Source organism: Micromonospora sp. DT233 (assembly GCF_049841815.1).
Taxonomy (GTDB): Bacteria; Actinomycetota; Actinomycetes; order Mycobacteriales; family Micromonosporaceae; genus Micromonospora.
This window is the reverse complement of the sequence record NZ_JBNCLB010000009.1, coordinates 103,814-129,941: the sequence shown is the minus strand read 5'-3', so window position 1 is coordinate 129,941 and position 26,128 is coordinate 103,814. Positions and strand designations below refer to the sequence as shown.

Annotated in this window: 23 protein-coding genes; 3 read left to right on the top strand and 20 right to left on the bottom strand. The window is 73.9% G+C overall.

What is annotated here, in order from left to right; genetic code table 11:
• Positions 1 to 72 precede the first annotated feature (72 nt).
• Positions 73 to 297 carry a hypothetical protein gene (locus ACLQ2V_RS20080; RefSeq protein WP_425720059.1) on the bottom strand — a complete coding sequence of 75 codons (225 nt, stop codon included), beginning with the start codon at positions 295 to 297 and terminating at the stop codon, positions 73 to 75.
• A 177-nt stretch (positions 298 to 474) separates the two neighbouring features.
• Here ACLQ2V_RS20080 and ACLQ2V_RS20075 point away from each other — a divergent pair, with 177 nt between their 5' ends.
• Positions 475 to 1,212, top strand: coding sequence for a GNAT family N-acetyltransferase (locus ACLQ2V_RS20075; RefSeq protein WP_425720058.1), 738 nt, complete (start codon positions 475 to 477; stop codon positions 1,210 to 1,212).
• Positions 1,213 to 1,318: 106 nt separating this feature from the next.
• On the opposite strand, the gene ACLQ2V_RS20070 is transcribed toward ACLQ2V_RS20075, so the two are convergent.
• The 9 genes from ACLQ2V_RS20070 to ACLQ2V_RS20030 form a co-directional block, all read right to left on the bottom strand.
• Positions 1,319 to 2,593 carry an MFS transporter gene (locus ACLQ2V_RS20070; protein ID WP_425720057.1) on the bottom strand — a complete coding sequence of 425 codons (1,275 nt, stop codon included), beginning with the start codon at positions 2,591 to 2,593 and terminating at the stop codon, positions 1,319 to 1,321.
• Positions 2,590 to 3,183: an ArsR/SmtB family transcription factor gene (locus ACLQ2V_RS20065; RefSeq protein WP_425720056.1), complete on the bottom strand. Its 594-nt coding sequence runs from the start codon at positions 3,181 to 3,183 to the stop codon at positions 2,590 to 2,592. Before ACLQ2V_RS20065 ends, ACLQ2V_RS20070 begins: the two co-directional genes overlap by 4 nt.
• Positions 3,184 to 3,268: 85 nt before the next feature.
• Positions 3,269 to 4,084, bottom strand: coding sequence for a sugar nucleotide-binding protein (locus tag ACLQ2V_RS20060; protein WP_425720055.1), 816 nt, complete (start codon positions 4,082 to 4,084; stop codon positions 3,269 to 3,271).
• A gap of 74 nt (positions 4,085 to 4,158) precedes the next feature.
• Complete coding sequence (gene aspS / locus ACLQ2V_RS20055) at positions 4,159 to 5,979, bottom strand: aspartate--tRNA ligase (RefSeq protein ID WP_425720054.1); 1,821 nt, start codon at positions 5,977 to 5,979, stop codon at positions 4,159 to 4,161.
• Between the two features lie 131 nt (positions 5,980 to 6,110).
• The gene (locus ACLQ2V_RS20050) at positions 6,111 to 7,733 is read right to left on the bottom strand and encodes an MFS transporter (protein WP_425720053.1); all 1,623 of its coding nucleotides are present in this window, start codon (positions 7,731 to 7,733) and stop codon (positions 6,111 to 6,113) included.
• Positions 7,734 to 7,872: 139 nt separating this feature from the next.
• Positions 7,873 to 8,922 carry a S1 family peptidase gene (locus tag ACLQ2V_RS20045; protein ID WP_425720052.1) on the bottom strand — a complete coding sequence of 350 codons (1,050 nt, stop codon included), beginning with the start codon at positions 8,920 to 8,922 and terminating at the stop codon, positions 7,873 to 7,875.
• 330 nt (positions 8,923 to 9,252) lie between these two features.
• Entirely contained in the window at positions 9,253 to 10,191 is a 939-nt protein-coding gene (locus tag ACLQ2V_RS20040) for an acyl-ACP desaturase (RefSeq protein ID WP_425720051.1), read from the bottom strand.
• A gap of 109 nt (positions 10,192 to 10,300) precedes the next feature.
• Positions 10,301 to 11,629: a histidine--tRNA ligase gene (hisS, locus tag ACLQ2V_RS20035; protein ID WP_425720050.1), complete on the bottom strand. Its 1,329-nt coding sequence runs from the start codon at positions 11,627 to 11,629 to the stop codon at positions 10,301 to 10,303.
• Between the two features lie 98 nt (positions 11,630 to 11,727).
• Positions 11,728 to 12,447, bottom strand: a complete 720-nt coding sequence (locus ACLQ2V_RS20030) for an MBL fold metallo-hydrolase (protein ID WP_425720049.1) — start codon at positions 12,445 to 12,447, stop codon at positions 11,728 to 11,730.
• Positions 12,448 to 12,687: 240 nt separating this feature from the next.
• Between ACLQ2V_RS20030 and ACLQ2V_RS20025 the strand changes: the two genes are divergently transcribed.
• Positions 12,688 to 13,578 (top strand): peptidylprolyl isomerase, encoded by an 891-nt coding sequence (locus tag ACLQ2V_RS20025; protein WP_425720048.1) that lies wholly within the window; start codon positions 12,688 to 12,690, stop codon positions 13,576 to 13,578.
• Between the two features lie 61 nt (positions 13,579 to 13,639).
• Complete coding sequence (locus tag ACLQ2V_RS20020) at positions 13,640 to 14,473, top strand: peptidylprolyl isomerase (protein ID WP_425720047.1); 834 nt, start codon at positions 13,640 to 13,642, stop codon at positions 14,471 to 14,473.
• A 69-nt stretch (positions 14,474 to 14,542) separates the two neighbouring features.
• Here the strand turns inward: ACLQ2V_RS20020 and ACLQ2V_RS20015 are convergent, their stop codons facing one another.
• From ACLQ2V_RS20015 to ACLQ2V_RS19970, 10 genes are all read right to left on the bottom strand, one after another.
• Entirely contained in the window at positions 14,543 to 17,014 is a 2,472-nt protein-coding gene (locus ACLQ2V_RS20015; protein ID WP_425720126.1) for a RelA/SpoT family protein, read from the bottom strand.
• A gap of 435 nt (positions 17,015 to 17,449) precedes the next feature.
• Positions 17,450 to 18,073, bottom strand: coding sequence for an adenine phosphoribosyltransferase (locus tag ACLQ2V_RS20010; protein WP_425720046.1), 624 nt, complete (start codon positions 18,071 to 18,073; stop codon positions 17,450 to 17,452).
• A gap of 44 nt (positions 18,074 to 18,117) precedes the next feature.
• Positions 18,118 to 19,314 (bottom strand): protein translocase subunit SecF, encoded by a 1,197-nt coding sequence (gene secF, locus ACLQ2V_RS20005; RefSeq protein ID WP_425720045.1) that lies wholly within the window; start codon positions 19,312 to 19,314, stop codon positions 18,118 to 18,120.
• Position 19,315: 1 nt separating this feature from the next.
• On the bottom strand, positions 19,316 to 21,232 hold the full coding sequence (secD, locus tag ACLQ2V_RS20000) for a protein translocase subunit SecD (protein ID WP_425720044.1): 1,917 nt from the start codon (positions 21,230 to 21,232) through the stop codon (positions 19,316 to 19,318).
• Between the two features lie 222 nt (positions 21,233 to 21,454).
• Positions 21,455 to 21,769 (bottom strand): preprotein translocase subunit YajC, encoded by a 315-nt coding sequence (gene yajC, locus ACLQ2V_RS19995; RefSeq protein ID WP_425720043.1) that lies wholly within the window; start codon positions 21,767 to 21,769, stop codon positions 21,455 to 21,457.
• A 180-nt stretch (positions 21,770 to 21,949) separates the two neighbouring features.
• Complete coding sequence (gene ruvB / locus ACLQ2V_RS19990; protein ID WP_425720042.1) at positions 21,950 to 23,020, bottom strand: Holliday junction branch migration DNA helicase RuvB; 1,071 nt, start codon at positions 23,018 to 23,020, stop codon at positions 21,950 to 21,952.
• Positions 23,017 to 23,619 carry a Holliday junction branch migration protein RuvA gene (gene ruvA, locus ACLQ2V_RS19985; RefSeq protein WP_425720041.1) on the bottom strand — a complete coding sequence of 201 codons (603 nt, stop codon included), beginning with the start codon at positions 23,617 to 23,619 and terminating at the stop codon, positions 23,017 to 23,019. Before ruvA ends, ruvB begins: the two co-directional genes overlap by 4 nt.
• The gene (ruvC, locus tag ACLQ2V_RS19980; RefSeq protein ID WP_425720040.1) at positions 23,616 to 24,143 is read right to left on the bottom strand and encodes a crossover junction endodeoxyribonuclease RuvC; all 528 of its coding nucleotides are present in this window, start codon (positions 24,141 to 24,143) and stop codon (positions 23,616 to 23,618) included. Before ruvC ends, ruvA begins: the two co-directional genes overlap by 4 nt.
• A 168-nt stretch (positions 24,144 to 24,311) precedes the next feature.
• On the bottom strand, positions 24,312 to 24,929 hold the full coding sequence (locus tag ACLQ2V_RS19975) for a transcriptional regulator (protein ID WP_425720039.1): 618 nt from the start codon (positions 24,927 to 24,929) through the stop codon (positions 24,312 to 24,314).
• 143 nt (positions 24,930 to 25,072) lie between these two features.
• Positions 25,073 to 26,110: an aminotransferase class V-fold PLP-dependent enzyme gene (locus ACLQ2V_RS19970; protein WP_425720038.1), complete on the bottom strand. Its 1,038-nt coding sequence runs from the start codon at positions 26,108 to 26,110 to the stop codon at positions 25,073 to 25,075.
• Between the last annotated feature and the right edge of the window lie 18 nt (positions 26,111 to 26,128).

Genomic DNA, 26,128 nt, shown 5'->3' with positions numbered 1-26,128 from the left:
AAAGACAGTACCGGGGTGGGTCCGCGTCGCCGGAACTGCGGCGCGGACCCACCCCGGAGTGATCGTTTCCGGTCAGCCGCGACCGGGGCGCCGGCCCCGGTACCAGCGACCGCCACCGCCACCGCCGCCGCCGCCACGGGGGCCCCTGCCGACCCCGGCGAGGTAGAGGGAGAGCAGCAGCAGGCCGAGCAGCATCAGGGTGTGCACGTTGAACAAAACGGGAGCGCCGAAGTTGGTGTCCAGCAGGTCGACCAACAAGGCGATGCCGAAGACGATAGCCGCGATAATGGCGAGCATGGGGGTCCTCCGGTGGGGGTTCAGTGGGTCGTCGGGTCATGTACCCAATCGGTCCGTCCGTCAATCTCCGAGGTGGACCGCCACGATCGACGCTCACCGCGATCGCCGCCAGCGGTGACCCGCCGTGACCGGCGGCGGCTTTCCGACCCGCTCCACGGGGCGTTCTAGGCTGGCGACATGATCACCGCCGAGGTCCTGTCGGGTCGGGCCGCGATCCTCGACGCCACCGGCCACCACCCGTACGTCCGGCACCTGCTGGGGCGCGACGACGCGCTGCGCGGCTGGCGACGGGGCGGCGCGGTGGCCTGGCTGCTCCCGCCCGGCCGGGGACCGGCCGGTGCCGTGCTCGGCGAGGCGCGGCCGGCGGTGGAGCTCGTCGGCGCCCTGGTCGCCGCCGGGGTGATCGGCCCCGGCCAGCGGGTGCACCTGCCCCGCCTCGACGCCGACGCGCTGGCCGGCCGGCTCGCGGTGGGTCGGCTCGGCCACTGGGACTTCCGCTGGACCAGCGTCGCCCCGCCGCCCCAGCCGGGCGAGGAGCGGGTGGTCCGGCTGACCGGAGCCGACCACCCCGCCCTGGCGGCGCTGATCGAGGCCGCCTTCCCGAGCACCATTTCCCGCCCGGGGGATCCGGGCGTCGTCGACTGGTACGGCATCCGCGACGGCGACCGGCTCGTCGCCTGCGGGGCGGACCGCAGCCGGGGCGACGTCGGCTCGCTCGCCGGCCTGGCCGTCGCCCCCGACCGGCGGGGGCGGGGCCTCGGCGCGGCCCTCACCGCCGCGATGACCCGGGCGCTGCTCGCCAGGTACGACCACGCCACGCTCAACGTCTACACCGACAACGCGCGGGCGGCCCGCCTCCACCAACGCCTCGGCTTCACCAACGTCCTCCCCCGCACCTCAGCCCACCTCGCCTGACCGTGACCTTTCAGGTCGATCAAGAGGTTTGCGTCACCGTAGAGATCGAGATTGACGCAAACCTCTTGATCAACGCGTCTCGGCGGGCGCCGGGACGGCGTTGGGGTCATCGGTCGGGGGTGGGGGTGGGGGTGGGGGTGGGGGTGGGGGTGGGGGTGGGGGGCCAGGCGGGGAGGTAGAGGGGGGCGGCGACGGCGAGGACCGCCGCGCCGACCAGCATGGCCGCGCTGACGCTGGTGCGGTCGGCTAGCGCGGTCAGCACCACCGCGCCGAGCGCGGCGGCCGGCTGGGCCATCATCGAGTTCAGCGAGAGCACGCTGGTCCGGTACGGGCCGTCGACCTGGCGGTGCAGCAGGCCGGTGTGCAGCGGGTTCGACGCGCCGTGCACGGCATAGCAGGCCAGGTAGGCGATCAGCACCCCGACCGGGCCGGCGAGCAGCCCCATCCCGACCACGGTCGCGCCCTGGAGGATCCGCAGCAGCGCCGCGCCGGGGGCGGCCCCCGGCCAGCGCAGCAGCAGCGGGGTCAGCGCCGCACCGGCGGCGGAGGCGAGCCAGGCGGCGGAGCTGGCCGGGCCGAGCAGCGCGGCGGCCCGCTCGGGGTCGCCGACCACCTCGGCGAGCCGGACCGGCAGCAGCGACTCGAAGGTGACCATGCCGAAGCCCCAGAACAGCTCCACCGCCACCAGGGCGAGCAGCACCCGGGAGCGGCGCAGCAGCCCGAACGCCTGGCCGACCATCCGGGGGGCCTCGGCGACCGACGCGCGCAGCGCCCGCGAGCCCCGGCCGGGCCGGATCTCGGTCAGCAGGGCGAGGAGGGCGGCCAGCGCCGCCGCCTGCGCGGCGAGGGCGGCCAGCACCGGGACGGTCAGCGCGCTCACCGGACCGACCGGGCCCAGGGCGATCAGCCCTCCGGCGAGCAGCGCGCCGCCGGCGATGGACAGGCCGGCGACGGCGCCGCCGTGGCCGAGGCCGCGCTCGTAGGCGGCGTCGGGGTCGGCGGCGAGGGTGGCGTCGACGTACCAGGACTCCAGGGGGCCGCTGTCCAGCGCCCGGTAGGCCCCCTGCACCGCGAAGACCAGGAAGAACAGGGCGAAGGAGTCGGCCACCGCGAAGAGCGCCAGGGAGACCAGGTTGAGCGCCCCGGCGGTGACCAGCACCGGCTTGCGGCCCAGCGCGTCGGCCAGGCCGCCGGTGGGCAGCTCCAGCGCCAGCACCACCAGGCCCTGCGCGGTGAAGGCCAGGCCGATCTGCGACAGCGTCAGGCCGCGCTCCTGCATCAGCAGGACCATGACCGGGACCCGCAGGCCGACCGGGAGCCAGCGCAGGCCGTGCAGGGCCAGGAAGCGGAACCGCACCTGGCGTACGGTCAGCGCGCTCACCGCCGCGGGCCGATCAGCGGGTACGCCACCAGGTGGACGTTCACCGGCTGGGCGTCCGGCTCGTCGGGGGTGGACTCGTCGCGGTAGCGCATGAGGACCTGCCACATCTCCGCCTTGAGCGCCCGGAGCCGGTCGGGCCCGAGGTGCAGCAGGGCGTCGTCGATCCCGATGGCGTCCCGCCAGGCGGGCGACCAGCCCTGCTGGGCGGCGAACCACCGCTCGGACTGCTCGGCGATCAGCCGCACCTGGTCGCCCTGGATCCACTCGACCGCGGCCCGGGCGTCGGGGTCGTCGTCGAAGTCGGTCGACTCCCAGCTGCTGATCTCGTGCGCCGCCCGCCACCAACGTTGCCGGCCGGCGGCCCGGTCGGGATCCTCGACGACCAGCCCCGCGTCGGCGAGCTGGCGCAGGTGGTAGCTGGTGGCGCCGGTGTTGGTGTCGAGCAGCTCGGCGAGCCCGGTGGCGGTGGCCGCCCCGTGCGTGCGCAGCGCGCCGAGCAGCCGCAGCCGCAGCGGGTGCGCCAGCACCCGCACCTGCCGATGGTCCAGCCGGACCTGGCGCGGCTGGCCGGTCGTCTCCTCGCGTCCCATGCGGTGCACAATATCCGTGCACACTTTCTATGCACAATAGTTGTGCATAGAAAGTGTGCCTGGGCCGTGCAGGGGGCGAGCAGGCTCAGGGGGCGAGGAGTTCGGTGACGCCGCGCAGGCGGACGCCGAGCAGGTCGGCGGCCCGGGAGCTGTCGAGGCGCACCTCGGCGGGGCGGGTCAGGCCCGACGCGGCGGCGGTGCTGGTGCGCAGGCCGGCCGGGTCGATGCCGTAGCGGCGGGCCACCAGCAGCCCCAGCTCGGCGCGGCTGACCGCCTCCGGGCCGGCCACGTTGAGCGGGCCGGCGTGGTCGCCCCCGGCCAGCTCGAGGACGGCGGCGGCCAGGTCGGCCACGTCGACCGGGCAGCGGAGCTCGTCGGTGAAGAGGCTCCCCCGGCCGGCCAGGGCGTCCAGGCAGAGCCGGATCTGCTTGCTCCGCTCGTCGCCGATGATCAACGAGGTACGCACCAGCGCGGCGGACGGGTCGATCGCCCGCACGGCCGTCTCCGCCGCCGCCTTCGCCGCCCCGTACGCGAAGACCGGGGTGGGCACGTCGTCGTCGGCGTACGGCTCGGGGCGCCCGCCGTGCAGCGCGTCGCTGGACAGGTGCACCAGCCGGGCCCCCGCCTCGGCGGCGGCGTACGCCACGTGGGCCGCCCCGTCGGCGGTGACCGTCCAGTCGGCGTACCGGTAGGGGGTGCTCACCACGGCGGTCGGGCGCACCGCCGCGACCAGCGCGCGCACGGCGGCCCGGTCGGTGACGTCGAGCCGGTGCGTCCGCACGCCGGGCGGCGCGACGGGGTTGGCGTGGTACGTGCCGACCACCCGCCGCCCCGCCGCGACGGCCTGCCGGCACACCTGCGCGCCGAGGTACCCGCTGGCACCCACCACGAGCAGCGTCACGTCGCTCCCCCTCAAGCCACGGAAGCGGGGCGTCACCGAAGTGACGCCCCGCCCTACCTCACGAAAGGACCGCCTCAGACCGGGTCGGCCACCGGGGCGGCCGGGCCGGCGGTGCCGGTGTGCGCGGCGGCGGCCGGCTTCGGCTTGCCGTCGATGCCCGCCTCGGCGCGCTGCTGGCCGGTGATCGGGGTCGGCGCGCCGGTCAGCGGGTCGAAGCCGCCCCGGGTCTTCGGGAACGCGATGACCTCGCGGATCGAGTCCGCGCCGGCCAGCAGCATGCAGACCCGGTCCCAGCCGAACGCGATGCCGCCGTGCGGCGGGGCGCCGTACTTGAACGCCTCCAGCAGGAAGCCGAACTTGTCCTGCGCCTCGGCGGGGGTGATGCCGAGCAGGTCGAAGACCCGCTTCTGCACGTCGCCCCGGTGGATACGGATGGAGCCGCCGCCGATCTCGTTGCCGTTGCAGACGATGTCGTACGCGTACGCCAGGGCGCGGTCGGGGGCCTGCTCGAAGCGGTCGACCCAGTCGCCGTTCGGGGAGGTGAACGGGTGGTGCACGGCCGTCCAGCCACCCGCCCCGCCATTGTCGTCCGAGGTCCGTTCGAACATCGGCGCGTCGACCACCCAGCAGAACGCCCAGGCGGACTCGTCGATCAGCTTGGCCCGCTTGGCGATCTCGACGCGGGCCGCGCCGAGCAGCTCCTGCGCCTCCCGGGCGTCGGCGGCGGCGGCGAAGAAGACCGCGTCGCCGGGCTTCGCCCCGACCGCGTCGGCCAGGCCGGCCAGGTGCGCCTCGGAGAGGTTCTTCGCCACCGGGCCGCGTGCCTGGCCGGTCTCGGCGTCGAGCACCACGTACGCCAGGCCCCGGGCCCCGCGCGCTTTGGCCCAGTCCTGCCAGCCGTCCAGCTCCTTGCGGCTCTGGCCCGCCCCGCCCGGCATGACGACCGCGCCGACGTACCCGCCCGCGTCGATCGCCCCGGCGAAGACCCGGAACGTGGTGCCGCGCAGGTACTCGGTCAGCTCGGTCAGCTCGACGCCGTAGCGCAGGTCCGGCTTGTCGGAGCCGTAGCGGGCCATCGCGTCGTGCCAGGTGATGCGCGGGATCGGCCGGGTGATCTCGTGGCCGGCCAGGTCGGACCAGAGCGCCGCGACGATCTCCTCGCCGAGGGCGATGACGTCGTCCTCGGTGACGAAGGACATCTCGATGTCGAGCTGGGTGAACTCCGGCTGCCGGTCGGCGCGGAAGTCCTCGTCGCGGTAGCAGCGGGCGATCTGGTAGTACCGCTCCATGCCGCCGACCATCAGCAGCTGCTTGAACAGCTGCGGGGACTGCGGCAGCGCGTACCAGCTGCCCGGTTGCAGGCGCACCGGGACCAGGAAGTCGCGGGCGCCCTCGGGGGTGGAGCGGGTCAGCGTCGGGGTCTCGATCTCCAGGAAGTTGCGGGAGTGCAGCACGCCCCGGGCGAGCTGGCTGGCCCGCGAGCGCAGCCGCAGCGCCCGCGCCGGGCCGCTGCGCCGCAGGTCGAGGTAGCGGTACTTCAGGCGGATGTCGTCGCCGGCCTCGACCTGGTCGTCGACGGGCAGCGGCAGCGGGGCGGCCTCGGAGAGCACCTCCAGCGCGCTGGCGGTCACCTCGATCTCGCCGGTGGGCAGCTCCGGGTTCTCGTTGCCCTCGGGGCGGCGGGTCACCTCGCCGGTCACCTGCACGCAGAACTCGTTGCGCAGCGCGTGCGCGTCCTCCTCGCGCAGGACCACCTGGACGACGCCGGAGGCCTCCCGCAGGTCGACGAAGACGACACCGCCGTGGTCGCGCCGGCGGGCCACCCACCCGGCGAGCGTCACCGTGGTGCCGGCGTCCGTCGCGCGCAGGCTGCCGGCGTCATGGGTACGGATCACGGCTTGCGTCTCCCTCATCTGCGGATCGGTCTGCCCCCGCATTCTGTCAGGCTGCCCCGGCCGCCACCGTCACCGGGCGCGGTTGCCGGGCTGCGGGGCGACGGCGGCCAGCGGATCCCGGAGGCCCCGGCTCAGTCCTCGTCGCCGGTGGGCAGGAGGTGGTTGACCCGCACCGGCTCCTCGGCCAGGGCCCGGGCGCGGTCCTCGATGGCCTGGTCGGCGCCGGTGAGTCGGCCGCCGTGCTGGCGCAGGTGCTCCTCCCAGGACGGCACCTGGTAGACCTCGACGAAGCCGTTGGCCCGCTCCCCCGCGCGGAACAGCCCCCAGCGCACCGCCCCGGTGCGCCGCCGGGACCGGCCCACCGCCCGCATCGCCTCGACGAAGGCGTCGTGGCGCTCGGGGGCCACGGTGTAGGAGACGGTCACCAGCACCGGGCCGGCGCCCGGGGCCCTCTCCGGGGTCAGGTGCGGCTCCGGCCAGTAGATCGCCGGGTCCCGGTTGACCCCCCGGGTGTCGCGCAGCGGCCACAGCGGCACGGTCAGCGCGCAGCCGGCCATCACCACCGCGGCGACGCCGAGCGCGACGACCAGGCTGGTCAGCTCGCCGAGGGCACCCCAGGCCAGCGCGCCGAGCGCCTGCCCACCGGCGAAGACCATCTGGTAGACCGAGAGCCCCCGGGCGCGCACCCAGCCCGGCAGGAAGAGCTGCATGGCGGCGTTGATCGTGGACATCACGGTCATCCAGGCCAGCCCGGCGGGCACCAGCGCCGCCGTCGCCAGGGCCGGCACCGGCACCAGCGCGAGGATCAGCAGCACCCCGGCGTAGACCACCCCGGCGACGGCCAGCAGTTGGCTGCTGGAGATGCTGCGGCGGATCCGGGGCAGGACCAGGGCGCCGGCGACCGCGCCGACGCCGAGCGCGGCCAGCAGCAGGCCGTACCCGCCGGAGCCCAGCCCCAGGCGGCGGCTGGCCACCAGCGGCAGCAGCGCCCACAGCGCGCTGCCCGGCACCACGAAGAGCCCGGCCCGCAACAGGATGCGCCGCACCACCGGCGAGTGCCGCACGTACCGGCCGCCGGCGCGCAGCGCGGCCGTGAAGCGTTCCGGGGTGGCGTCGGCGGCGCGGCGCTCGGGCCGCCAGCGCAGCAGCACCAGCGCGAAGATCGCGAAGGAGACGGCGTTGACCGCGAAGACCACGGCCACCCCGGCCTGGGCGACCAGCACCCCGGCCACCGCCGGGCCGACCGAGCGGGCCAGGTTGACGCTGACCGAGCCGAGGGCGGCGGCGGAGACGATCTGCTCCCGGGGCACCAGCTCGGGGATCACCGCCTGCCAGGCCGGCAGGGTCAGCGCCTGCCCGACGCCCAGGGCGAAGGTGAGGGTGAGCAGCAGGGCCGGGGGCATCCGGTCGGCGGCGGTGAGTGCGGTCAGCAGCACCCCCACGGCGGCCAGGAAGCTCTGCACGCCGATCAGCAGCCGCCGCCGGTCGAGGGTGTCGGCGAGCGCGCCGGCCGGCAGCGCCAGCAGCAGCACGGGCAGCATGCTCGCGGTCTGCACCAGCGAGACCAGGGTCGGCGCGTTGGGCTGGTCGACCAGCAGCCACTGGGCCCCGACGGTCTGCATCCAGGTGCCGACGTTGCTGGCCAGCACGGCCAGCCAGAGGCTGCGGAAGGCGGCGATGCGCAGGGGGGCCCAGGCGGAGCCGGACGCCTCGGGGTGCGCTGTCGGTGTCGGTGCGGCGCTCACCGGGGGCATGTACCCCGCTTGGTCCGCGTCCAGTCGACCAACGCGAACCCGGCTCGCCCCCCGCGCCGCCCGGTCACCCCCCGAGGGGGTACGCGGACGAGCGGGCCGCCGGAGGCCGGCGACCCGCTCGCGCGTCGGTGCGGTGGGATCAGATGATGCTGACGCCGTAGGCGCTCAGCGCCTCGGTGACGGGCTGGAAGTAGGTGGTGCCGCCGGAGGAGCAGTTGCCGCTGCCGCCGGAGGTGAGCCCGAGGGCGCTGGTGCCGGCGAAGAGCGAGCCGCCGCTGTCGCCGGGCTCGGCGCAGACGGTGGTGCGGATCAGGCCGGAGACCGAGCCCTCGGCGTAGTTCACCCGGGCGTTGAGAGCGGTCACCGAGCCGCTCTTGACGCCGGTGGTGCTGCCGGAGCGCCGCACGCTCTGGCCGACGTAGGCGTTGGAGGCGCCGCTGATCTCCTGGTAGCCGCCGTAGAGGTAGACGTTGCCGGTGGCGTTGGCGGAGTTGCTGTGCCGGACGATGCCGTAGTCGTTGCCCGGGAAGCTGGTGCCGGTGCGGGTGCCCAGCACGCTGGTCTGGCCGGAGTTGCTGTACCAGCTGGACGAGATGTTGGTGCAGTGCCCGGCGGTCAGGAAGAACGTCGTCCCGGCGCTGTTGCGCACGTTGAAGCCGAGCGAGCAGCGCCCGCCGCCACCGGCGTAGATGGCCTGGCCGCCGGAGATGCGGGTGCTGAGCACGCCGGCCTCGGCCTCGACGCGGACGGCGCCGCCGGTGCGGGCCGCGGCGGCCTTGACCCGCTCCAGCTTGGCGCCGGTGACGGTGCTGTCGACGGAGACGACGACCTGGTTGGTGACCGCGTCGGTCCACCAGGCGGTGCCCGGGATCGCGGCCGAGCGCTCCAGCTCGGCGGTGGCCCGGTTGAGCTCCGCGGCGCCGCGCTTCACGAGCTTGGCGGTCGCGCCGGAGGCGCGGACCTGACGGGCGGCGGCCTCGTCGGTCACGGTGACGACCATCTTGCCGCTGGCGTCGGCGTACGTGCCGGCGGAGCGGTCACCGAGCCGCTCGGCCAGGGTGGCCGCGGCGTCGGGCGAGGCCGGCGAGGGCGCGGCCTGCACGGGCGCGCCGATCAGCGCGGTGGCGACCAGCGTGCCGGCTGCGGCGACGGACGCGGCGCGGAGGAGCGAGGACCTGGTGGGTCGCATGTACAAACCTCCCGGAAGGGGGACGGGTCACGCCGGGGGTGACGGACCCGAGAGCCGGCGATCGGATCGGGGGAACCGGCCGGCTGAACTGAAGTATTCACATACTTAAGATTGCCCGCAAGCCCCGGTTCCATACCGTTTCCATCCGGTCACAGCCGACGTCCACCTGCAACATCACGTTTACCCGCGTCATATTGAGATCGATTTTCGACGATCGGCCACATCGAAATCCATGATAGTGTCGCCCCGGTGCCGCAGGCCGACGACACAAAGCCCCGCCCCACCGCGCCGCGGACGGCGCACGGTGGGACGGGGCGATGGGAAGCGGGGTCAGGAACGCGCGGCCAGCAGGCGGGCGGCGCGGGCGTCGCGCTTCTCCTCGAACCGGGATGCCTGCCGCTGCAGGCTGTCGAGCTGCGCGGCGATCTCCTCCCGGGCCGCCTCGCCGTCGGCGTCCAGGCCGGCGACGTTGAACACGTCCCACTGGCGCAGCACCGGGACCACCACGTCGTCGCGGTGCTGCCGCAGGTCGTAGATGCCGGCCAGGGCGATCGTCACCGACTTGCGGGTGAAGCCCTCGATGCCCACCCCGGGCATCGAGAAGTCGGCCAGCACCTCGGCGACCGCCCGCATCGTCTGGCTCGGGGCCAGCTCGAACGCCGCCGCCAGCAGGTTGCGGTAGAAGACCATGTGCAGGTTCTCGTCGGCGGCCACCCGGGCCAGCAGCGCCTCGCAGGTCGGGTCGCCGGTGACCCGGCCCGTGTTGCGGTGCGAGATCCGGGTCGCCAGCTCCTGGAACGACACGTACGCCAGCGAGCGCAGCATCGACTGGTCGTGGGAGTTGGAGTACCCGGCGCCCATGTGCACCATCCGGGCCCGCTCCAGGGCCACCGGGTCGACCGCCCGGGTCACCGTCAGGTAGTCGCGGATGGCGGTGCCGTGCCGCCCCTCCTCGGCGGTCCACCGGTTGACCCAGGTGCCCCACGCGCCGTCGCGGCCGAAGAGCGCCGCGATCTGGTGGTGGTACGCGGGCAGGTTGTCCTCGGTCAACAGGTTCACGATCAACGCCGTCCGCGCCACCTCGGGCAGCGTCGAGTCCGTCTCCGCCCACGCCTCGCCACCGAGCGGGCCGTCGAAGGTGCGCCCCTCGCTCCACGGCACGTACTCGTGCGGGAACCACTCCTTGGCCATCGCCAGGTGGCGGTCGAGGTTCTTCTCCACGACGGGTTCGAGCTCGACGAGCAGGGCGGTCTCGTTCAGTGCGGTCACGACGGTCTCCCTACGGTGGCGTAACTTTCGCCACCGTAGGTCTTCCCCGCCGTACGCGCCAGTAACGCCCCGCCCGCGCGCCGGCGCTCGGCCGGCCGCCGCGCCCCGCTCAGCCCACCTGCGGCATCAGGTCCGCCGGCGGCGGGCTCCACCGGTCGGCCACGGCCGCCGCCTGCTCGCCGGAGCGGATGTCCTTGACCTCGTCCGCCGCCCCGTCGACGCCCGGGAACCAGACGTACGGGATGCCGCGCCGCTCGGCGTGGCGAATCTGCTTGCCGAACTTCGCCGCGCTCGGGGCCACCTCCGTGGGCACCCCCCGGCGGCGCAGCGCGTCGGCGACGGCGTTGCTGGCCGGCCGCCGCTCCTCGCTGGTGACCGCCACCAGCACGCAGGTCGGCACGGCGCGGGAGATCGACAGCGCGTCGGCGCCGAAGAGCAGGCCGAGCAGCCGGGTGACACCGATCGAGATGCCGACGCCCGGGAAGCGGGTGGCCCCGGAGCTGGCCAGGTTGTCGTACCGGCCGCCGGAGCAGATCGAGCCGAAGCGCTCGTAGCCGACCAACTGCGTCTCGTACACGGTGCCGGTGTAGTAGTCCAGGCCCCGGGCGATGCGCAGGTCGGCCACGCAGAGCCCCGGGGCGTGCGCCGCGGCGGTCTCCACCACCGCCACCAACTCCTCGATTCCCTCGTCGAGCAGCGGGTCGCTCACCCCGAGGGCGCGCACCGCGTCGGCGAACGAGGCGTCCGGGGCGGAGATCCCGGCCAGCGCCAGCGCCGCGTTCGCCTGGGACTCACTCGCCCCGGCCGTCTCGGCCAGCAGCTCGGCCACCTTCGCCGGGCCGATCTTGTCGAGCTTGTCGACCGCGCGCAGCGCCGCCTCCGGGTCGGTCAGCCCGATGCCCCGGTAGAAGCCCTCGCAGATCTTGCGGTTGTTGACCTGGATGCGCACCGGCGGGATCGGCAGCGAGCGCAGCGCGTCGCCGATGACCAGCGGCATCTCGGCCTCGTAGTGCGCCGGCAGGGTGTCCCGGTCGACGATGTCGATGTCGGCCTGGAGGAACTCCCGGTAGCGCCCCTCCTGCGGGCGCTCGCCGCGCCACACCTTCTGGATCTGGTAGCGGCGGAACGGGAACTGCAGCTTCCCGGCGTTCTCCACCACGTACCGGGCGAACGGCACGGTCAGGTCGAAGTGCAGCCCGAGGGAGTCGTCACCGGCCGGGCCGTCGGCGTCGGCCTGCAGCCGGCGCAGCAGGTAGACCTCCTTGGAGGTCTCCCCCTTGCGCAGCAGCTGGTCCAGCGGCTCCACCGAGCGGGTCTCCAGCGGGGCGAAGCCGTACAGCTCGAAGGTGCTGCGGATCCGGTCCAGGACGAACTGCTCGATCATCCGCTGCGCGGGCGTCCACTCGGGGAAGCCGGAGATCGGCGTGGGCTTGCTCATTGGCGTGCTCCTTGGCGGCCGCGCGCGGGGCGCGGGGCGGGCGTGGGCCCGCGACGGCGGGCGGTACGGGTCTGGGCCCGCGACGGCGGGCGGAGGAGCTACAGGCCGCGGCGGGGCCCGGCCGGGCGCGCGTCGCCCGAGGCCGCCACCTCGAGCAGGTACGGGTTGCTCACCCGCTCACGGCCGATCGTGGTCGCCGGGCCGTGGCCGGGCAGGACCACCGTGTCGTCGGCCAGCGGAAGGATCTTCTCCCGCAGGCTGGTGAGCATCCGGGGCATGCTGCCGCCCCACAGGTCGGTGCGCCCGATCGAGCCGGCGAAGAGCACGTCGCCAGAGAGGCAGACCTGCTCGGCGTCCCAGCGCGAGCCGGCGGCGGGCAGCCGGAACAGCACCGACCCGCCGGTATGGCCGGGGGCGTGGTCGACGCTGATCTCCAGGCCGGCCAGGGAGAGCGTCGCCCCGTCGGTCAGCTCGGCGACGTCGTCGGGCTCGGTGTAGGGCAGCCGCCCCCCGAAGAGCTGGTTGAGGTCCATCGACAGCGCCTTGCCCGGGTCGGCCAGCAGCTCCCGGTCGGCGGGGTGCACGTACGCGGTGACGCCCCGGGCGCCGCAGACCGGCGCGACGGAGAACGTGTGGTCGAGGTGGCCGTGGGTGAGCAGCACGGCGGCCGGGTGCAGGCGGTGCTCGGCGAGCACGGCGTCGAGGCGGTCGAGCACCCCGATGCCCGGGTCGACCACCACGCACTGCTCCCCCGGCGCGGTCGCCACCACATAGCAGTTGGTGCCGAAGGCGTCCGCGGGAAAGCTCGCCACGAGCACGCCGGTCCCCTTCCGTCGAGCTGTCGTCCCTGCACGGCAGCCTAGCCCCAGCGGCGAGCGGAATGCGCCGCCCCACCCGCCCCGCTGGGGCACGGTGGAGAACCCCGCCCGACCTCGTACCCCACTTTCCCAGCCGCTACCCGTACACTCTGGCGGGCGTGTGGCGTGGCGCACGTGCGCACCCGACGGGGCGCGACGCCTGCCGCCGACGACCATCAGGGTAGAGGAAGGGGCGCACGGGTGGCTTCCAGCAGGGACCGGCAGCGCAAACTCGCGCGGGCCAAGCTCGACCGCCAGCTGGCCCGACGAGCCTCCCGGACCAGGCGGCGTCGGCAGATCCAGGCCGGCATCGGCGCGGCCGTGGTGCTCGTGCTGATCGTGGCCGGCTCGGCGTGGGCGCTGGGCGCCTTCGACGACGACCCGCAGACCAAGGCGGCCGACGAGGACGTCTGCCTCTGGACGCCGCAGGACGCCACCGCGAACACCAACCTCAAGGACGTCGGCACCCCGCCCAGCAAGGACGTGCCGACCGAGGGCACCCGGGCGATGACGGTCACCACCAACCAGGGCGCCCCCGTCACCGTCGCCCTCGACCTCGCCTCCGCCCCCTGCGCCGGGGCCAGCCTGGCCCACCTGGCCGGCCGGGGCTTCTACGACAACACCAAGTGCCACGAGATCACCGCCGAGGGCGCGCTGCGCTGCGGCGACCCCAGCGGCACCGGCCTGGGCGGCCCGAGCTACTCGTTCTACGACGAGAACGTCCCGGAGGTGCCCGAGGCGAGCCCGTCGGCCAGCCCCTCGCCCGGCCAGCCCCCGGCGTACCCGAAGGGCACGGTGGCGATGATCGCCAACCCGCCGGGCGCCAACGGCAGCCAGTTCCTCGTCTTCTTCAAGGACTTCGATCCCGCCAAGCCGGCCTACCCGATCGTCGGGAAGGTCACCGGCGGGCTCGACGTGGTCACGAAGGTCGGTGCGCTGAAGACCGTGGACAATGGCAGTGGAGCCAAGGTCAAGCCGGGTGCCGACGTGGTGATCCAGAGCCTCACCGTCGGCGAGCCGACGACGGGGTCGGAGCCGGCCGCGACCGCTCCGGCGTCGGGCGCTCCGGCGGCCAGCCCGAGCGCCGGCTGAGCGGCCCCGACCCGTACCGCGGCACCGACCGCGCCGAAGACCCAGCCCAGGAGGATCGACCGTGACGTCCACGAAAGAGCGGCAGCGCGCGGCGGCGAAGGCCCGACTGCAGCGGAACATGGCCACACAGGCGGCCAGGGCCCGCAAGCGCCGGCAGACCCAGGCGATCGTCGGCGCCGGGGCGGCCCTGCTGCTCGTGGTCGCCGGCACCGTCTGGCTGGCCACCACCGTCGGCGGCGACGACGACAAGAAGAAGGACACCACCGCCGCCAGCGGCTTCGTGCAGTGCGCGTTCACCGAGGTGCCCACGCAGGGCCGCCCGAAGCAGATCAAGGACGTCGGGATGCCGACGGCCCAGCAGGCCAACACCGGGGTGCAGACCCTGACCATCGACACCAACCTGGGCCCGATCACCGCCAAGGTGGACCGGGCCGGTGCCCCGTGCACCGCGGCCAGCTTCACCCACCTGGCCAGCAAGAACTTCTTCGACAACACCAAGTGTCACCGCCTGGTCACCCAGGGCATCCAGGTGTTGCAGTGCGGTGACCCGAGCGCGACCGGCAAGGGCTGGCGGGAGACCGACGGCACCGGCGGCCCGGCCTACAAGCTGGCCGAGGAGAACCTGCCCACCGACAAGCGCCCGCCGTACCCGGAGGGGGTCATCGCGATGGCCAACGCGGGGCCCGGGACCACCGGCAGCCAGTTCTTCATCGTCTACGGCGACTCGCAGCTCGACCCGAACTACACCGTCCTGGGCACGATCACCGGCGGCATGGAGATCGTCAAGGCCGTCGCCAAGGCCGGCGACGACAAGGCGTTCGCCCAGAACGGCGGCGGCCACCCCAAGAAGGAGGTCGTCATCAAGGACCTGACGATGAGCGAGCCGCAGGGCTGAGCCCGCTCTCCCCGCGCCACGACAGCGCCCGCCGGCTGGAGCCGGCGGGCGCTGTCGCGTAGCAGGGGCTCAGGAGCCCGAGGTGACCCGGTAGGCGTCGAAGACCCCGTCGACCTTGCGGACCGCCGCCAGCAGGTGCCCCAGGTGCTTCGGGTCGGCCATCTCGAAGCTGAACCGGCTCACCGCCACCCGGTCGCGGGTGGTGGTGACCGTCGCCGAGAGGATGTTGACCCGCTCCTCGGAGAGCACCCGGGTCACGTCGGCCAGCAGCTTGTGCCGGTCCAGCGCCTCGACCTGGATGGCGACCAGGAACGTCGAGGCGGAGGTGAGCTTCCAGCTCACCTCGACCACCCGCTCCTGCTGGACCTTGAGGTCCTCGGCGTTGGCGCAGTCGTCGCGGTGCACGCTCACCCCGCCGGAGCGGGTGACGAAGCCGAAGACCGAGTCCGGTGGCACCGGGGTGCAGCACCGGGCCAGCTTGATCCAGACGTCGCTGACGCCGCGCACCACCACACCCGGGTCGGCGCTGCTCTGCCGGCTGCGCGGCGGCCGGGTCGCCACGGCGGTCTCGGCGATGTCCTCCGCCGCGCCCTCCTCGCCCCCGTACGCGGCCATCAGCTTCTGCACGACCGACTGGGCGGAGACCTGGCTGTCGCCGACCGCCGCGTAGAGCGACGCCACGTCGGCCAGGTGCAGGTCCCGGGCGATCGCCATCAACGCGTCCGAGGTGAGCATCCGCTGCAACGGCATGCCCTGCTTGCGCATCGCCTTGACGATCGAGTCCTTGCCGGCCTCGATCGCCTCCTCGCGCCGCTCCTTGTTGAAGTACTGGCGGATCTTCGTCCGCGCCCGGGGGCTCTTGACGAAGCCCAGCCAGTCCTGCGTGGGGCCGGCCGTGTCGGACTTCGAGGTGAAGATCTCGATCACGTCGCCGTTGGAGAGCGTCGACTCCAGCGGCACCAGCTTGCCGTTGACCCGCGCCCCGATGCACTTGTGCCCCACCTCGGTGTGCACCGCGTAGGCGAAGTCCACCGGCGTCGACCCGGTCGGCAGCGGGATGACGTCCCCCTTGGGGGTGAAGACGTACACCTCCTGGCTGGACAGGTCGAAGCGCAGCGCGTCGAGGAACTCGCTCGGGTCGGCCGCCTCCCGCTGCCAGTCCAGCAGCTGCCGCAGCCAGGTCATCTCGTCGATGTGCGCGGGCGGGCCGACGATCTGGGTGCCCTTGTGCTCCTTGTACTTCCAGTGCGCGGCGATGCCGAACTCGGCGGTGCGGTGCATCGCGTACGTGCGGATCTGCATCTCCACCGGCTTGCCGGTGGGGCCGATGACCGTGGTGTGCAGCGACTGGTACATGTTGAACTTGGGCATCGCGATGTAGTCCTTGAACCGGCCCGGCACCGGCTGCCAGTTCGCGTGGATCACGCCCAGCGCCGCGTAGCAGTCGCGCACCGTGTCGACCAGGATCCGCACGCCCACCAGGTCGTAGATGTCGTTGAAGTCGCGGCCCCGCACGATCATCTTCTGGTAGATCGAGTAGAGGTGCTTCGGCCGGCCCGTCGTCTCCGCCTTGATCTTGGCGGCCTTCAGGTCGGTCTGCACCTTCTGGGTGACCTGACGCAGCAGCGCCTCGCGCTGCGGCTGGTGCTCCCCGATCAGCCGGAGGATCTCCTCGTAGCGCTTCGGGAAGAGCGTGCCGAAGGCCAGGTCCTCCAGCTCCCACTTGATCGTGTTCATGCCCAGCCGGTGGGCCAGCGGGGCCAGGATCTCCAGCGTCTCCTTCGCCTTCTGCTCCCGCTTCGGCACGGGCAGGAAGGAGAGGGTACGCATGTTGTGCAGCCGGTCGGCCAGCTTGATCACCAGGACCCGCGGGTCCTTCGCCATCGCCACGACCATCTTGCGGATCGTCTCCGCCTTGGCGGCGTCGCCGAGCTTGACCTTGTCGAGCTTGGTCACCCCGTCGACCAGCAGCGCGACCTCGGCGCCGAAGTCCGCCTTCATCTGGTCGAGGGTGTATTCCGTGTCCTCGATCGTGTCGTGCAGCAGCGCGGCGACCAGGGTGGTGGTGTCCATCCCCAGGTTGGCCAGGATGGTGGCCACCGCCAGCGGGTGGGTGATGTACGGGTCGCCGGACTTGCGGTACTGACCCGAGTGCCAGCGGGCCGCCAGGTCGAACGCACGCTGCAGCAGCCGGGCGTCGGCCTTCGGGTGGTTCACCCGGTGGGAGGAGATCAGCGGCTCCAGCACCTCGCTGACCTGCGAGGTCTGCCAGGGTGCGTTGAACCGGGCCAGGCGGGCGCGGACCCGCCGGCCGGTGGGCGCGTTGGACAGGCCGAAGCCGGCACCCGGCAACGGGTCGTCGAGGTCCTCGTCGGCGGACAGCGGCGTCAGGACCCCGACCTGCGGAGCCGCACCGGGCTGGGGAGCAGCACCGACCTGCGGAGCCGCACCGGACTGCGCGGCGACACCGGCCGGCGCGACGGCGCCGTCGACGCGGGCGGGAGACGCCTCGCCGTCGGCGCTCACGGCCGGGGCGCCCACTCCCGGATCGGTCAGCGAACCGTCAGCCTCGCCTGTCGGGTGCACCGTGCCCTCCACCGGAGGAACGACATCGTGAGACACCGGCCTCCTCACCGCTCGCCGGGGTACGCCGGCCGAGTCGCCGGCCGGCCTGGTCTTGCGCCACCCGGACGGTCTCCCGCCCGGTCAGCAAAGGGCAATGCTACCCGCACGCACGGTGCCCCGCCGCTCCCCCGGACGTACCGCATCCCGCCGTCCCACCGGCCCTGGCGACCAATTGGTCAGCGCGGCACGGATCGGGCCTCCTGCGGCCCGCCGGGCCGTCGGTGGGCGAATCCGCGCGCCGCGCCCCGCCAGGCGGAGCGCACCAGGCCGCCCGGCACCCCCGTGGCGGGGCCGAGCCACGCCGGCCGCGCCCGACCCCGGGGTCGCCCCGGGCCGGGCGGCGGGCGGCGCTCAGACCCGGAGCAGGGCGTGCACCGGGCGCGGGGCGAGCCGCTCGCGGCCACCCAGAAAACCCAACTCCAGCAGTACGGTGAAACCGGCGACCGTCCCGCCGGCCCGCTCCACCAGGCCCAGGGTGGCCTCGGCGGTCCCCCCGGTGGCCAGCACGTCGTCGACGACCAGCACCCGGTGCCCGGCGGTGAAGGCGTCCTCGTGCAACTCCAGCGTCGCCTCGCCGTACTCCAGGGCGTAGGAGGCCGAGTAGGCGGGTCGGGGCAGCTTGCCGGCCTTGCGCACCGGCACCACGCCGACCCCCGTGGCGTACGCGATCGCCGCGGCGATCACGAACCCCCGGGCCTCGATGCCCACCACCGCGTCGAACGACTCGCGCCCGTGGTACGCCACGATCCCGTCGACCACCTCACGGAACACCGCGCCGTCGGCGAAGAGCGGCATCAGGTCCTTGAACATGACGCCCGGCTTCGGGAAGTCCGGCACGTCCAGCACGCGGCTGGCGACCAGCTCGGCGACCTCTGGGCCGCTGTCTCCCCGCGCCCCGGCGCGGTACGTCTCCGTCACGGCGGTTCCGTCTCCCCTCGAACGACGACGGCGTCCCGCACGCCGCTCGCACAGCATGAAGGACGCCGTCGTGGCCGTCTACCGGGGTCTCCCCCCTAGGTTCAGCGGCGCTTCGCGCCGCCCGGCCGGTTGCCGCCGCCGCCCGCGGGGCGGCCGCCCCGCGCGCCGCTCGGACGCTTGCCGGTGGGCCGGGCGCCCACCTTCGGCGCGGCCCCGGCCAGGGCCGCCGTCTCCGCCTCCGGGTCGATCGGCTCGTCGGCCTCCCCGGCCGGGCGCGGGGCGCCCCTCGGGGTGATTTCGCCCCGGGACAGGGCGCCCCGCCGGGCCAGGACCCGCTTGTTGTGCGCCTGGATCCGCGGCTCGTAGTTCTTCAGCAGCACCAGCAGCGGGGTGGCCAGCAGGATCGAGGTCAGGAACGCGATCGCCATGCCGACGAAGAGCACCAGGCCGAGGTCCTTCAGGGTGCCCGCGCCCAGCAGGCCCGCGCCGATGAAGAGCAGACCACCGACCGGGAGCAGGGCCACGACCGACGTGTTCAGCGACCGCATCAGGCTCTGGTTGACCGCCAGGTTGGCCGCCTCGCCGTAGGTCTGGTTGTTGTTGGCGGTGATGCCCCGGGTGTTCTCCTGGACCTTGTCGAAGACCACCACCACGTCGTAGAGCGCGAAGCCGAGGATGGTGAGGAACCCGATGATCGTCGAGGGGGTCACCTCGAACCCGACCAGCGAGTAGATGCCGGCGGTGAGGATCAGGTTCATGAACAGCGAGGCCACGGCGGCCACCGCCATCCGCCACTCGAAGCGCAGGATCAGGTAGACCATCACCACCGCAATGAAGATCACCAGGCCCAGCAGCGCCCGGGAGGTGACCTGGCTGCCCCACGCCTCGCTGACCTGGTTGCCGCTGATCTGGTCGGCCTGGATGCCGAACTTCCGGGCCATCTCCGCCTTGGCCTCGTCGGCCTGCTCGGCGCTGAGCTGCGAGGTGCGCAGCTCGTAGTAGTCGCCGCCGGTGCCGCCGACCTTCTGGGCCGTGACCACCTCGGCCCCGCCCGCGGTGGTCGCCAGCACCTCGTCGGCCGTCGTCTCGGCATGCTCCAGCGTGCCCACGCTGGCCGGGACCTGGAACGAGTTGCCGCCGGCGAACTCGATGCCCAGGCTGAACTTCTGGATCCCGAAGCTGAGCAACGAGATCAGGATCAGCACCCCGGCGATGGTGAACCACAGCTTGCGCTTGCCGACGACGTCGACGCCGGCCTCGCCCCGGTAGAGGCGGCTCGCCAACCCAGTCTTAGCCATCTCAGGCCTCCTTGACGCGCGACGTGCGGGTGGTGGCCGGCTCGGTGGTCCGGGCGGGCAGGGCGCGGCCGAGACCGCTGACCCGCGGCGAGAGGAACGCCTTGGTCCGGGCGAACATCGTCATGATCGGGTGTCGGAAGAGGAAGACCACGACCAGGTCGAGCACCGTGGCCAGGCCGAGCGCGAAGGCGAAGCCCTTCACCGTGCCGACCGAGACGACGTAGAGCACCACGGCCGACATGAGGGTGATCGCGTTGGCCGAGATGATCGTCCGGCGGGCCCGGACCCACGCCCGCGGCACCGCGCTGCGCGGGCTGCGGCCCTCGCGGATCTCGTCCTTGAGCCGCTCGAAGTAGATGACGAACGAGTCCGCCGCCACACCGAGCGAGACGATCATGCCGGCGATGCCGGCGAGGGTGAGGGTGAAGCCGATCTGCCGGCCGAGCACCACCAGTGCGCCGAAGACCAGCAACGCCGACAGCACCAGGCTCAGGAAGATGACCGAGCCGAGCAGCCGGTAGTAGAAGAACGAGTAGATGATGACCAGCAGCATGCCGATGCCGGCGGCCAGCAGGCCCGCGCGCAGGTGGCTCGCGCCCAGGGTGGCGGTGACGTTCTGCCGCTCCTGCGCCTCGAAGGTCACCGGCAGCGCGCCGTAGCGCAGCTGACCGGCCAGGGCGCTGGCGGTCTTGTTGTCGAAGCTGCCGGTGATCTGCGAGTCACCGGTGAGCACGCCCTGGATCTCCGGCGAGGAGACCACCTTGTTGTCCAGCACGACCGCGACGCGGCACTTGCCGTCCTGGCCCAGCGCGGTCTGGTCGCAGGCCTGGCCCTCGTTGGTGAACGCCTCCCGGGTCAGGGCGGTCCACTTCTCCTGCCCCCCGCCCTTGAAGTCGAGGCTGACCACCCACGAGCTGGTCTGGTCGAGCACCGCGCTGGCGTCGCCGACGTCGGTGCCGAGCACCTTCGCCACGTCCAGGAGGTACTTCTGGACGCCGTCCTCACAGGCGACGGCCTTCTGCTTCTCGTCCTTGACCGACGCCGCCGGGCGCTGGTCGAGCTGGACGCAGCCGATGGTGGGGACGTTGAACTGCATCTCCGTCGGCAGCACCGCGACCTCGCGGGGGGAGAGCGTGCCGAACGGCTTGAGCTTCTCGGCCAGCGACGGGTCCGCGGTCAGGTCGGCCGGGGCCTGCAGGCCGCTGGCGGCCTGCCAGGCGGCGGCGCCGACCTTCTGCTGGACGGCCTTGCGCTGATCCTCCACGCCCTGTGGCACCGGCTCGGCGCTGGCGCTCGCCGACGGCGCGGCGGCACTCGGCGACGCGGCGGACGCCGACGGGGTCGGGGCCGGGGCCATGCCACCCTGACCGCCGGCGCTCGGCGATGCGGTCGCCTTCGCCCCGCCGGAGGCGCTGGCCGACGGCTTGGGCGCGGCGCTGCCCGACGGGGCCGGGGCGGCGCTGCCGGAGGGCACCGGGGTCGCGTTGGCCGCCGGTGGGGTCACCGTGCCGCTGCCGTCGGCGACCTTGAGCACCTTGCGGAAGCGCAGCTCGGCGGCGTCGCCGACGTCGGTCAGCTCGCGGTTCTCGCCGGGCAGGGAGACGACGATGTTCCGGTTGCCCTCGGTGACCACCTCGGCCTCGGCCACGCCGTAGGCGTTGACCCGGCTCTCGATGATCTGGCGGGCCTCTTCGAGGTTCTCCGCCGTCGGGGGCTTGCCGTCGAGGCTGTTCGTCGCCTCCAGCGTCAGCCGGGTGCCGCCGATCAGGTCCAGGCCGAGCCGGGGCTCGAGCCGGTCCTTGAAGCCACCGCTGGCACCGCCCGAGAAGAACACCAAGAGATAGAGGACGACGAAGATGAGCCCGAGCACGGCGAGTTGCCGTCCGGGCCGCATCTGTCCCTGGGATGGTGGTGCCACGGCTGTCTGTCTCCCTGTTACGGTCGCGCCGCCGCTGCGGCGACACGAGAAGTCGGGCCGGGGGTCCCGGCGACGGGTGTCCGGGCCGGCGGCCCGACGCCGACACAGCTGACCGGAGTCGATGTGGGGGCATCGACCGGCAGCTTTGGAGATGTCGGCGTCGGGTGTCGACCCAACTATCCAGTTTTAACGTCGTCTCCGCTGCCCCGTCAGGGGAGGCGGTCACTCCTTGACGGCCGCGGCGTCCTCGGTGAGCGGCTCCGTCGCCTCGACCGCCTCGACGCGATCCGCCTGGCTGACCACGCGGGCGATGGCCGGCCGGGCGTAGCGGGTCTGCACGCCGGGAGCGACCTCGAGCAGGACGGTGTCGTCGTCCACGCTGGCGACCGTGCCGTAGAGACCGCCGATGGTGACCACCTCGTCGCCCGGGGCGAGGGCGGCCTGCATCTGCTCCGCCTCGCGGCGGCGCTTCTGCTGGGGGCGGATCATCATGAAGTACATGACGCCGAAGAGCAGGGCGATCATCAGGATCGGCATGAGACCGCCGGCTCCGCCGCCGCCCTCTGCTGCGTAAACGAGCAAGGTTACTGACCTTCCGATTGGCCTCCGGCTCGGCGGGGTGCCGGAGCGGAGGCGGATTCTCACATCCTGTGCAGACGGCGGCGAGTCTAGCCCCTGGACCTGGGAATGCCGCAGGCGGCACAGATCACGGTGGGATCACGGCTGATCCGGCGGGACCGAGAAAAGATCGGGCCCGGTGCGAACATCGGTGCCGAATGTACCATTTGGCGGGGTACGGCCGAGGTGCCGCCAGGCCGCCTCCGTGGCCACCCGACCCCGGGGCGTGCGGGCCAGCAGCCCCGCCCGGACCAGGAACGGCTCGCAGACCTCCTCGACCGTGTCCGGCTGCTCCCCCACGGCCACGGCCAGGGTGGAGAGCCCCACGGGGCCGCCCCGGAACGAGTCGACCAGCGCGCTGAGCACGGCCCGGTCCAGCCGGTCCAGCCCGAGCGCGTCGACGTCGTACACCGTCAGGGCCGCGCGGGCGGTCTCCAGGGTGACCACGCCGTCGGCCCGGACCTCGGCGAAGTCGCGCACCCGGCGCAGCAGCCGGTTGGCGATGCGGGGGGTCCCCCGGGACCGGCCGGCGATCTCCACCGCGCCCTCGTCGGTGATCGGCACGCCGAGGATGCGCGCCGAGCGGCGCAGCAGGACCTCCAGGTCGGCCGGGGAGTAGAAGTCCAGGTGCGCGACGAAGCCGAAGCGGTCCCGCATCGGGCCGGTCAGCAGGCCCGACCGGGTGGTCGCGCCGACCAGGGTGAACGGCTCCACGTCCAGCGGGATCGCGGTGGCCCCCGGCCCCTTGCCGACGATCACGTCGACCCGGAAGTCCTCCATCGCGCTGTAGAGCAGCTCCTCGGCCGGCTTCGCGATGCGGTGGATCTCGTCGATGAAGAGCACGTCGCCCTCGGCGAGGCTGGTCAGGATCGCCGCGAGGTCGCCCGAGCGCTCGATCACCGGGCCGCTGGTCACCCGGATGCCCGCGCCCAGCTCGGCCGCCACGATGTTGGCCAGGGTCGTCTTACCTAAGCCAGGGGGCCCTGACAGCAGGATGTGGTCGGGTGGGGCGCCGCGCCGCATCGCCCCCTGCAGCAGCAGGTCGAGCTGGTCGCGGACCCGGTGCTGGGCGATGAACTCCTCCAGCCGCTTGGGCCGGACGCTGACCTCGGCGTCCCGCTCGGCGTCGCTGGCGTACGCCGAGACCAGCCCGCCGTCCGGGCCGGTCACCTGGTCCGCCCGAGCAGCCGGATGGCCTGCTTGAGCAGCACCGGCACCGGCGGCGGCGGACCGTCGACGGTCTCCGCCACGGCGGCGACCGCCTGATCGGCCTGCCCGGCCGTCCAGCCCAGCCCCACCAGGGCCTGGCGGACCTGCTCGGACCAGCCGCCCCCGGTCACCCCGGCCGCGCCGTCGGCGCCCACCGGCACCGGGCCGATCCGGTCCCGCAGCTCCAGCACCAGCCGCTCGGCGCCCTTCTTGCCGATGCCGGGCACCCGGGTCAGCGCGGAGGTATCGGCGTTGGCGATCGCCCGGCGCACCGCGTCGGGGGGGTGCACGGCGAGCACCGCCTGGGCCAGCCGGGGCCCCACCCCGCTGGCGGTCTGGAGCAGCTCGAAGAGCTGCTTGGCGTCGTCGTCGGCGAAGCCGTAGAGGGTGAGCGAGTCCTCCCGGACGACCAGGCTGGTCGCCAGCCGGGCGGGCTGGCCGACCCGCAGGTCGGCGAGCGTGCCGGGGGCGCAGTGCACCGCCAGGCCCACCCCGCCGACCTCCACCACCGCGTGGTCCGGGCCGGTCGCGGTCACCGTGCCGCGCACACTGGCGATCATCGTGCTCCTCCTCGTCGGGCCCGGTCGGTCGCCTCGGCCAGCTTCGAGCGCGTGCCGCCGCGCCAGACGTGGCAGATGGCCAGCGCGAGGGCGTCGGCCGCATCGGCCGGGCGCGGCGGCTCGGCCAGCCGCAGCAGCCGGGTGACCATGGCCGTGATCTGCGCCTTGTCCGCGGTGCCGGAGCCGGTCACGGCCGCCTTGACCTCGCTCGGGGTGTACGTCTGCACGGGCAGCCCGGCCCGCGCCCCGGCCAGCACGGCGATCCCGCTGGCCTGGGCGGTGCCCATCACGGTGCGGACGTTGTGCTGGCTGAACACCCGCTCGACGGCCACGGCGTCCGGCTGGTGCTCGGCGACCAGGTCGGTGAGCGCGCGGTCCAGGTGCAGCAGGCGCAGCGGCAGGTCGTCGTCGGGGTCGGTGCGCACCACGTGGTAGGCGACCAGGGTGCAGGGCCGCCCCGGCACGCCCTCGACCACGCCCACCCCGCACCGGGTCAGCCCCGGGTCGACGCCGAGCACCCGCACCCCGCCACCTCCCCGACTCGCCGGCAGTACGTGTGTTCGACACCCTACTGGTCGCCCCGGACACCCTCCGCCGGGGACACGCCGGCACCCCGGCCGGGCGCGGGGCGGACGACCGGCGCGGCGGTGCGGTCCAGAATGGTCGGCACGCCGGCCGGCTCGGCGGCACCCTCAGCGCAGGCAGGCGGCCGTCGCGGCGGTGAGGGTGGCGAGGCGGGCCGACGGGGGCGCCAGCGGCTCCGCCCAGCCCGGCCCGGCCGCATGCACCCGTACCCCCGGGAAGGCGCGGGCGAGGCGGGCCAGGCGGTGGGCGCGGCCGGCGACCGGGGTCTGCGCCCAGACCACCACGGTCGTCGGGCCGGCGCGGCGCACGGCGCGGTCCAGCGCCACCCACGGCAGCGCGGGCCCGAGCAGCAGGCAGCCCCGCCCCCGCTCGCGCAGCGCGGCGGCGAGCGCGTGCAGGCCCAGGCAGTGCGTCTCCTGTTCCGCACCGGCCAGCAGCACGCCACCGGCGGGCAGGTGCCGGGCGGGCTCACGACCGACCCCGTCCAGGCCGACGCGGACCCCCTCGACGAGGGCGTGCTCGGTGGCGACCTCGAAGGCGGTCCGCCCCCGCAGGGTGGCCAGCAGCGGGACGCACAGCTGCTCCCAGCACGCCGCCACCCCGTACTCGGCCGTCACCTGCAGCAGCAGGGCGGCGACCTGGTTGGCGTCCAGGTCCTCGGCGGCGGCGGCGAGCCGCCCGCGCAGGCCCTCGACGACCTCGGCCGGCATCGGATCTGTCCGCACGACGAACCCCCCGGATAGACGGTCACTACCGCAGGGTTCGTCCGGGCGGCACGGTTCGGATGCGGGGAGCGTCGGATTTCGTCGCGCGGTGGGGCGGGCGCGGGTTCGCCGCGCGGCGGGGCCCACCGCGTCCGGTGCGGGCGTCAGTCGGTCAGCGCGGCCAGGGCCAGGTCCACGTCGGCCTCGCAGGTGTAGAGGTGGAACGAGGCCCGGACCCGGCCGGCGCGCACCGCCGCCCGCACCCCGGCGCGCTCCAGCCGCTCCGAGGCCCCGGGCACCTCGACGGTGACGATCGCGCTCTCGCCGGGCGGGCGGCCCAACCCGGCGAGGAACCGGTTGGCCAGCGCCACGTTGTGCGCACGCACCGCCGCCACCCCGACCTCGGCCAGCAGGTCCAGGGCGGGGGCGGCCCCGACCCAGCTGAACCAGGCCGGGGAGATGTCGAACCGGCGGGCGTCGGCGGCCAGCCGCAGCGGCGGGCCGTAGAAGGCGGCGGTGGGGTCCTCGGCGGCGTACCAGCCGGCCGCGTCGGGGCGCAGCCGCTCGCGCAGCGCGGGGGCCAGGTAGGCGAAGGCGGTGCCGCGCGGGGCCATCAGCCACTTGTAGCCGCCGACCGCGACCACGTCGGCGCGGCCGGCGTCGAAGGGCAGCCAGCCGCATGCCTGGGTGGCGTCCACGACCACCAGGGCGTCGTGCGCGCGGGCGGCGGCGACGATCTCGTCGTACGCGGCGATGGTGCCGTCGGCGGACTGCACCAGGCTGAACGCGACCAGGTCGGTGTCGGCGTCGATCGCGGCGGCCAGGTCGGCGGCCGGCACCGTGCGCACCGTGACGCCCCGCTCGGCCTGCGCCAGCCAGGGGAAGAGGTTGGCGGTGAACTCGATCTCCGGAGCCAGCACCGTCGCGCCGGCCGGCAGACACGCCGCGACCGGGGCCAGCACCTGGGAGACCGTGCTGCCGATCGCGACGTCGGCCGCCGACACCCCGACCAGCCCGGCGAAGGCCGCCCGGGACCGCCCGGTCGCCGCCTCCCAGTTGTCGTAGTAGGTGCGCCCCACCCGCCAGTCGGCCAGCGCCTCCTGCAACGCCGCCCAGGCCGGCTCGGGCGGCAGCCCGTAGGTCGCCGTGTTCAGCCAGCCGGGTTCCGGTTGCCACAACTTCCGCGCCTGCTCCAGCTCCATGCCGTCGACGCTATGGCC

What these genes read in the sequence shown, in the direction of transcription:
- ACLQ2V_RS20080 (WP_425720059.1), bottom strand. Translation starts at nt 297, where the DNA reads ATGCTCGCCATTATCGCGGCTATCGTCTTCGGCATCGCCTTGTTGGTC.
- ACLQ2V_RS20075 (WP_425720058.1), top strand. Translation starts at nt 475, where the DNA reads ATGATCACCGCCGAGGTCCTGTCGGGTCGGGCCGCGATCCTCGACGCC.
- ACLQ2V_RS20065 (WP_425720056.1), bottom strand. Translation starts at nt 3,183, where the DNA reads ATGGGACGCGAGGAGACGACCGGCCAGCCGCGCCAGGTCCGGCTGGAC.
- ACLQ2V_RS20050 (WP_425720053.1), bottom strand. Translation starts at nt 7,733, where the DNA reads ATGCCCCCGGTGAGCGCCGCACCGACACCGACAGCGCACCCCGAGGCG.
- ACLQ2V_RS20045 (WP_425720052.1), bottom strand. Translation starts at nt 8,922, where the DNA reads ATGCGACCCACCAGGTCCTCGCTCCTCCGCGCCGCGTCCGTCGCCGCA.
- hisS (WP_425720050.1), bottom strand. Translation starts at nt 11,629, where the DNA reads ATGAGCAAGCCCACGCCGATCTCCGGCTTCCCCGAGTGGACGCCCGCG.
- ACLQ2V_RS20010 (WP_425720046.1), bottom strand. Translation starts at nt 18,073, where the DNA reads ATGCTGTGCGAGCGGCGTGCGGGACGCCGTCGTCGTTCGAGGGGAGAC.
- secF (WP_425720045.1), bottom strand. Translation starts at nt 19,314, where the DNA reads ATGGCTAAGACTGGGTTGGCGAGCCGCCTCTACCGGGGCGAGGCCGGC.
- yajC (WP_425720043.1), bottom strand. Translation starts at nt 21,769, where the DNA reads ATGCCGATCCTGATGATCGCCCTGCTCTTCGGCGTCATGTACTTCATG.
- ruvA (WP_425720041.1), bottom strand. Translation starts at nt 23,619, where the DNA reads ATGATCGCCAGTGTGCGCGGCACGGTGACCGCGACCGGCCCGGACCAC.
- ACLQ2V_RS19970 (WP_425720038.1), bottom strand. Translation starts at nt 26,110, where the DNA reads ATGGAGCTGGAGCAGGCGCGGAAGTTGTGGCAACCGGAACCCGGCTGG.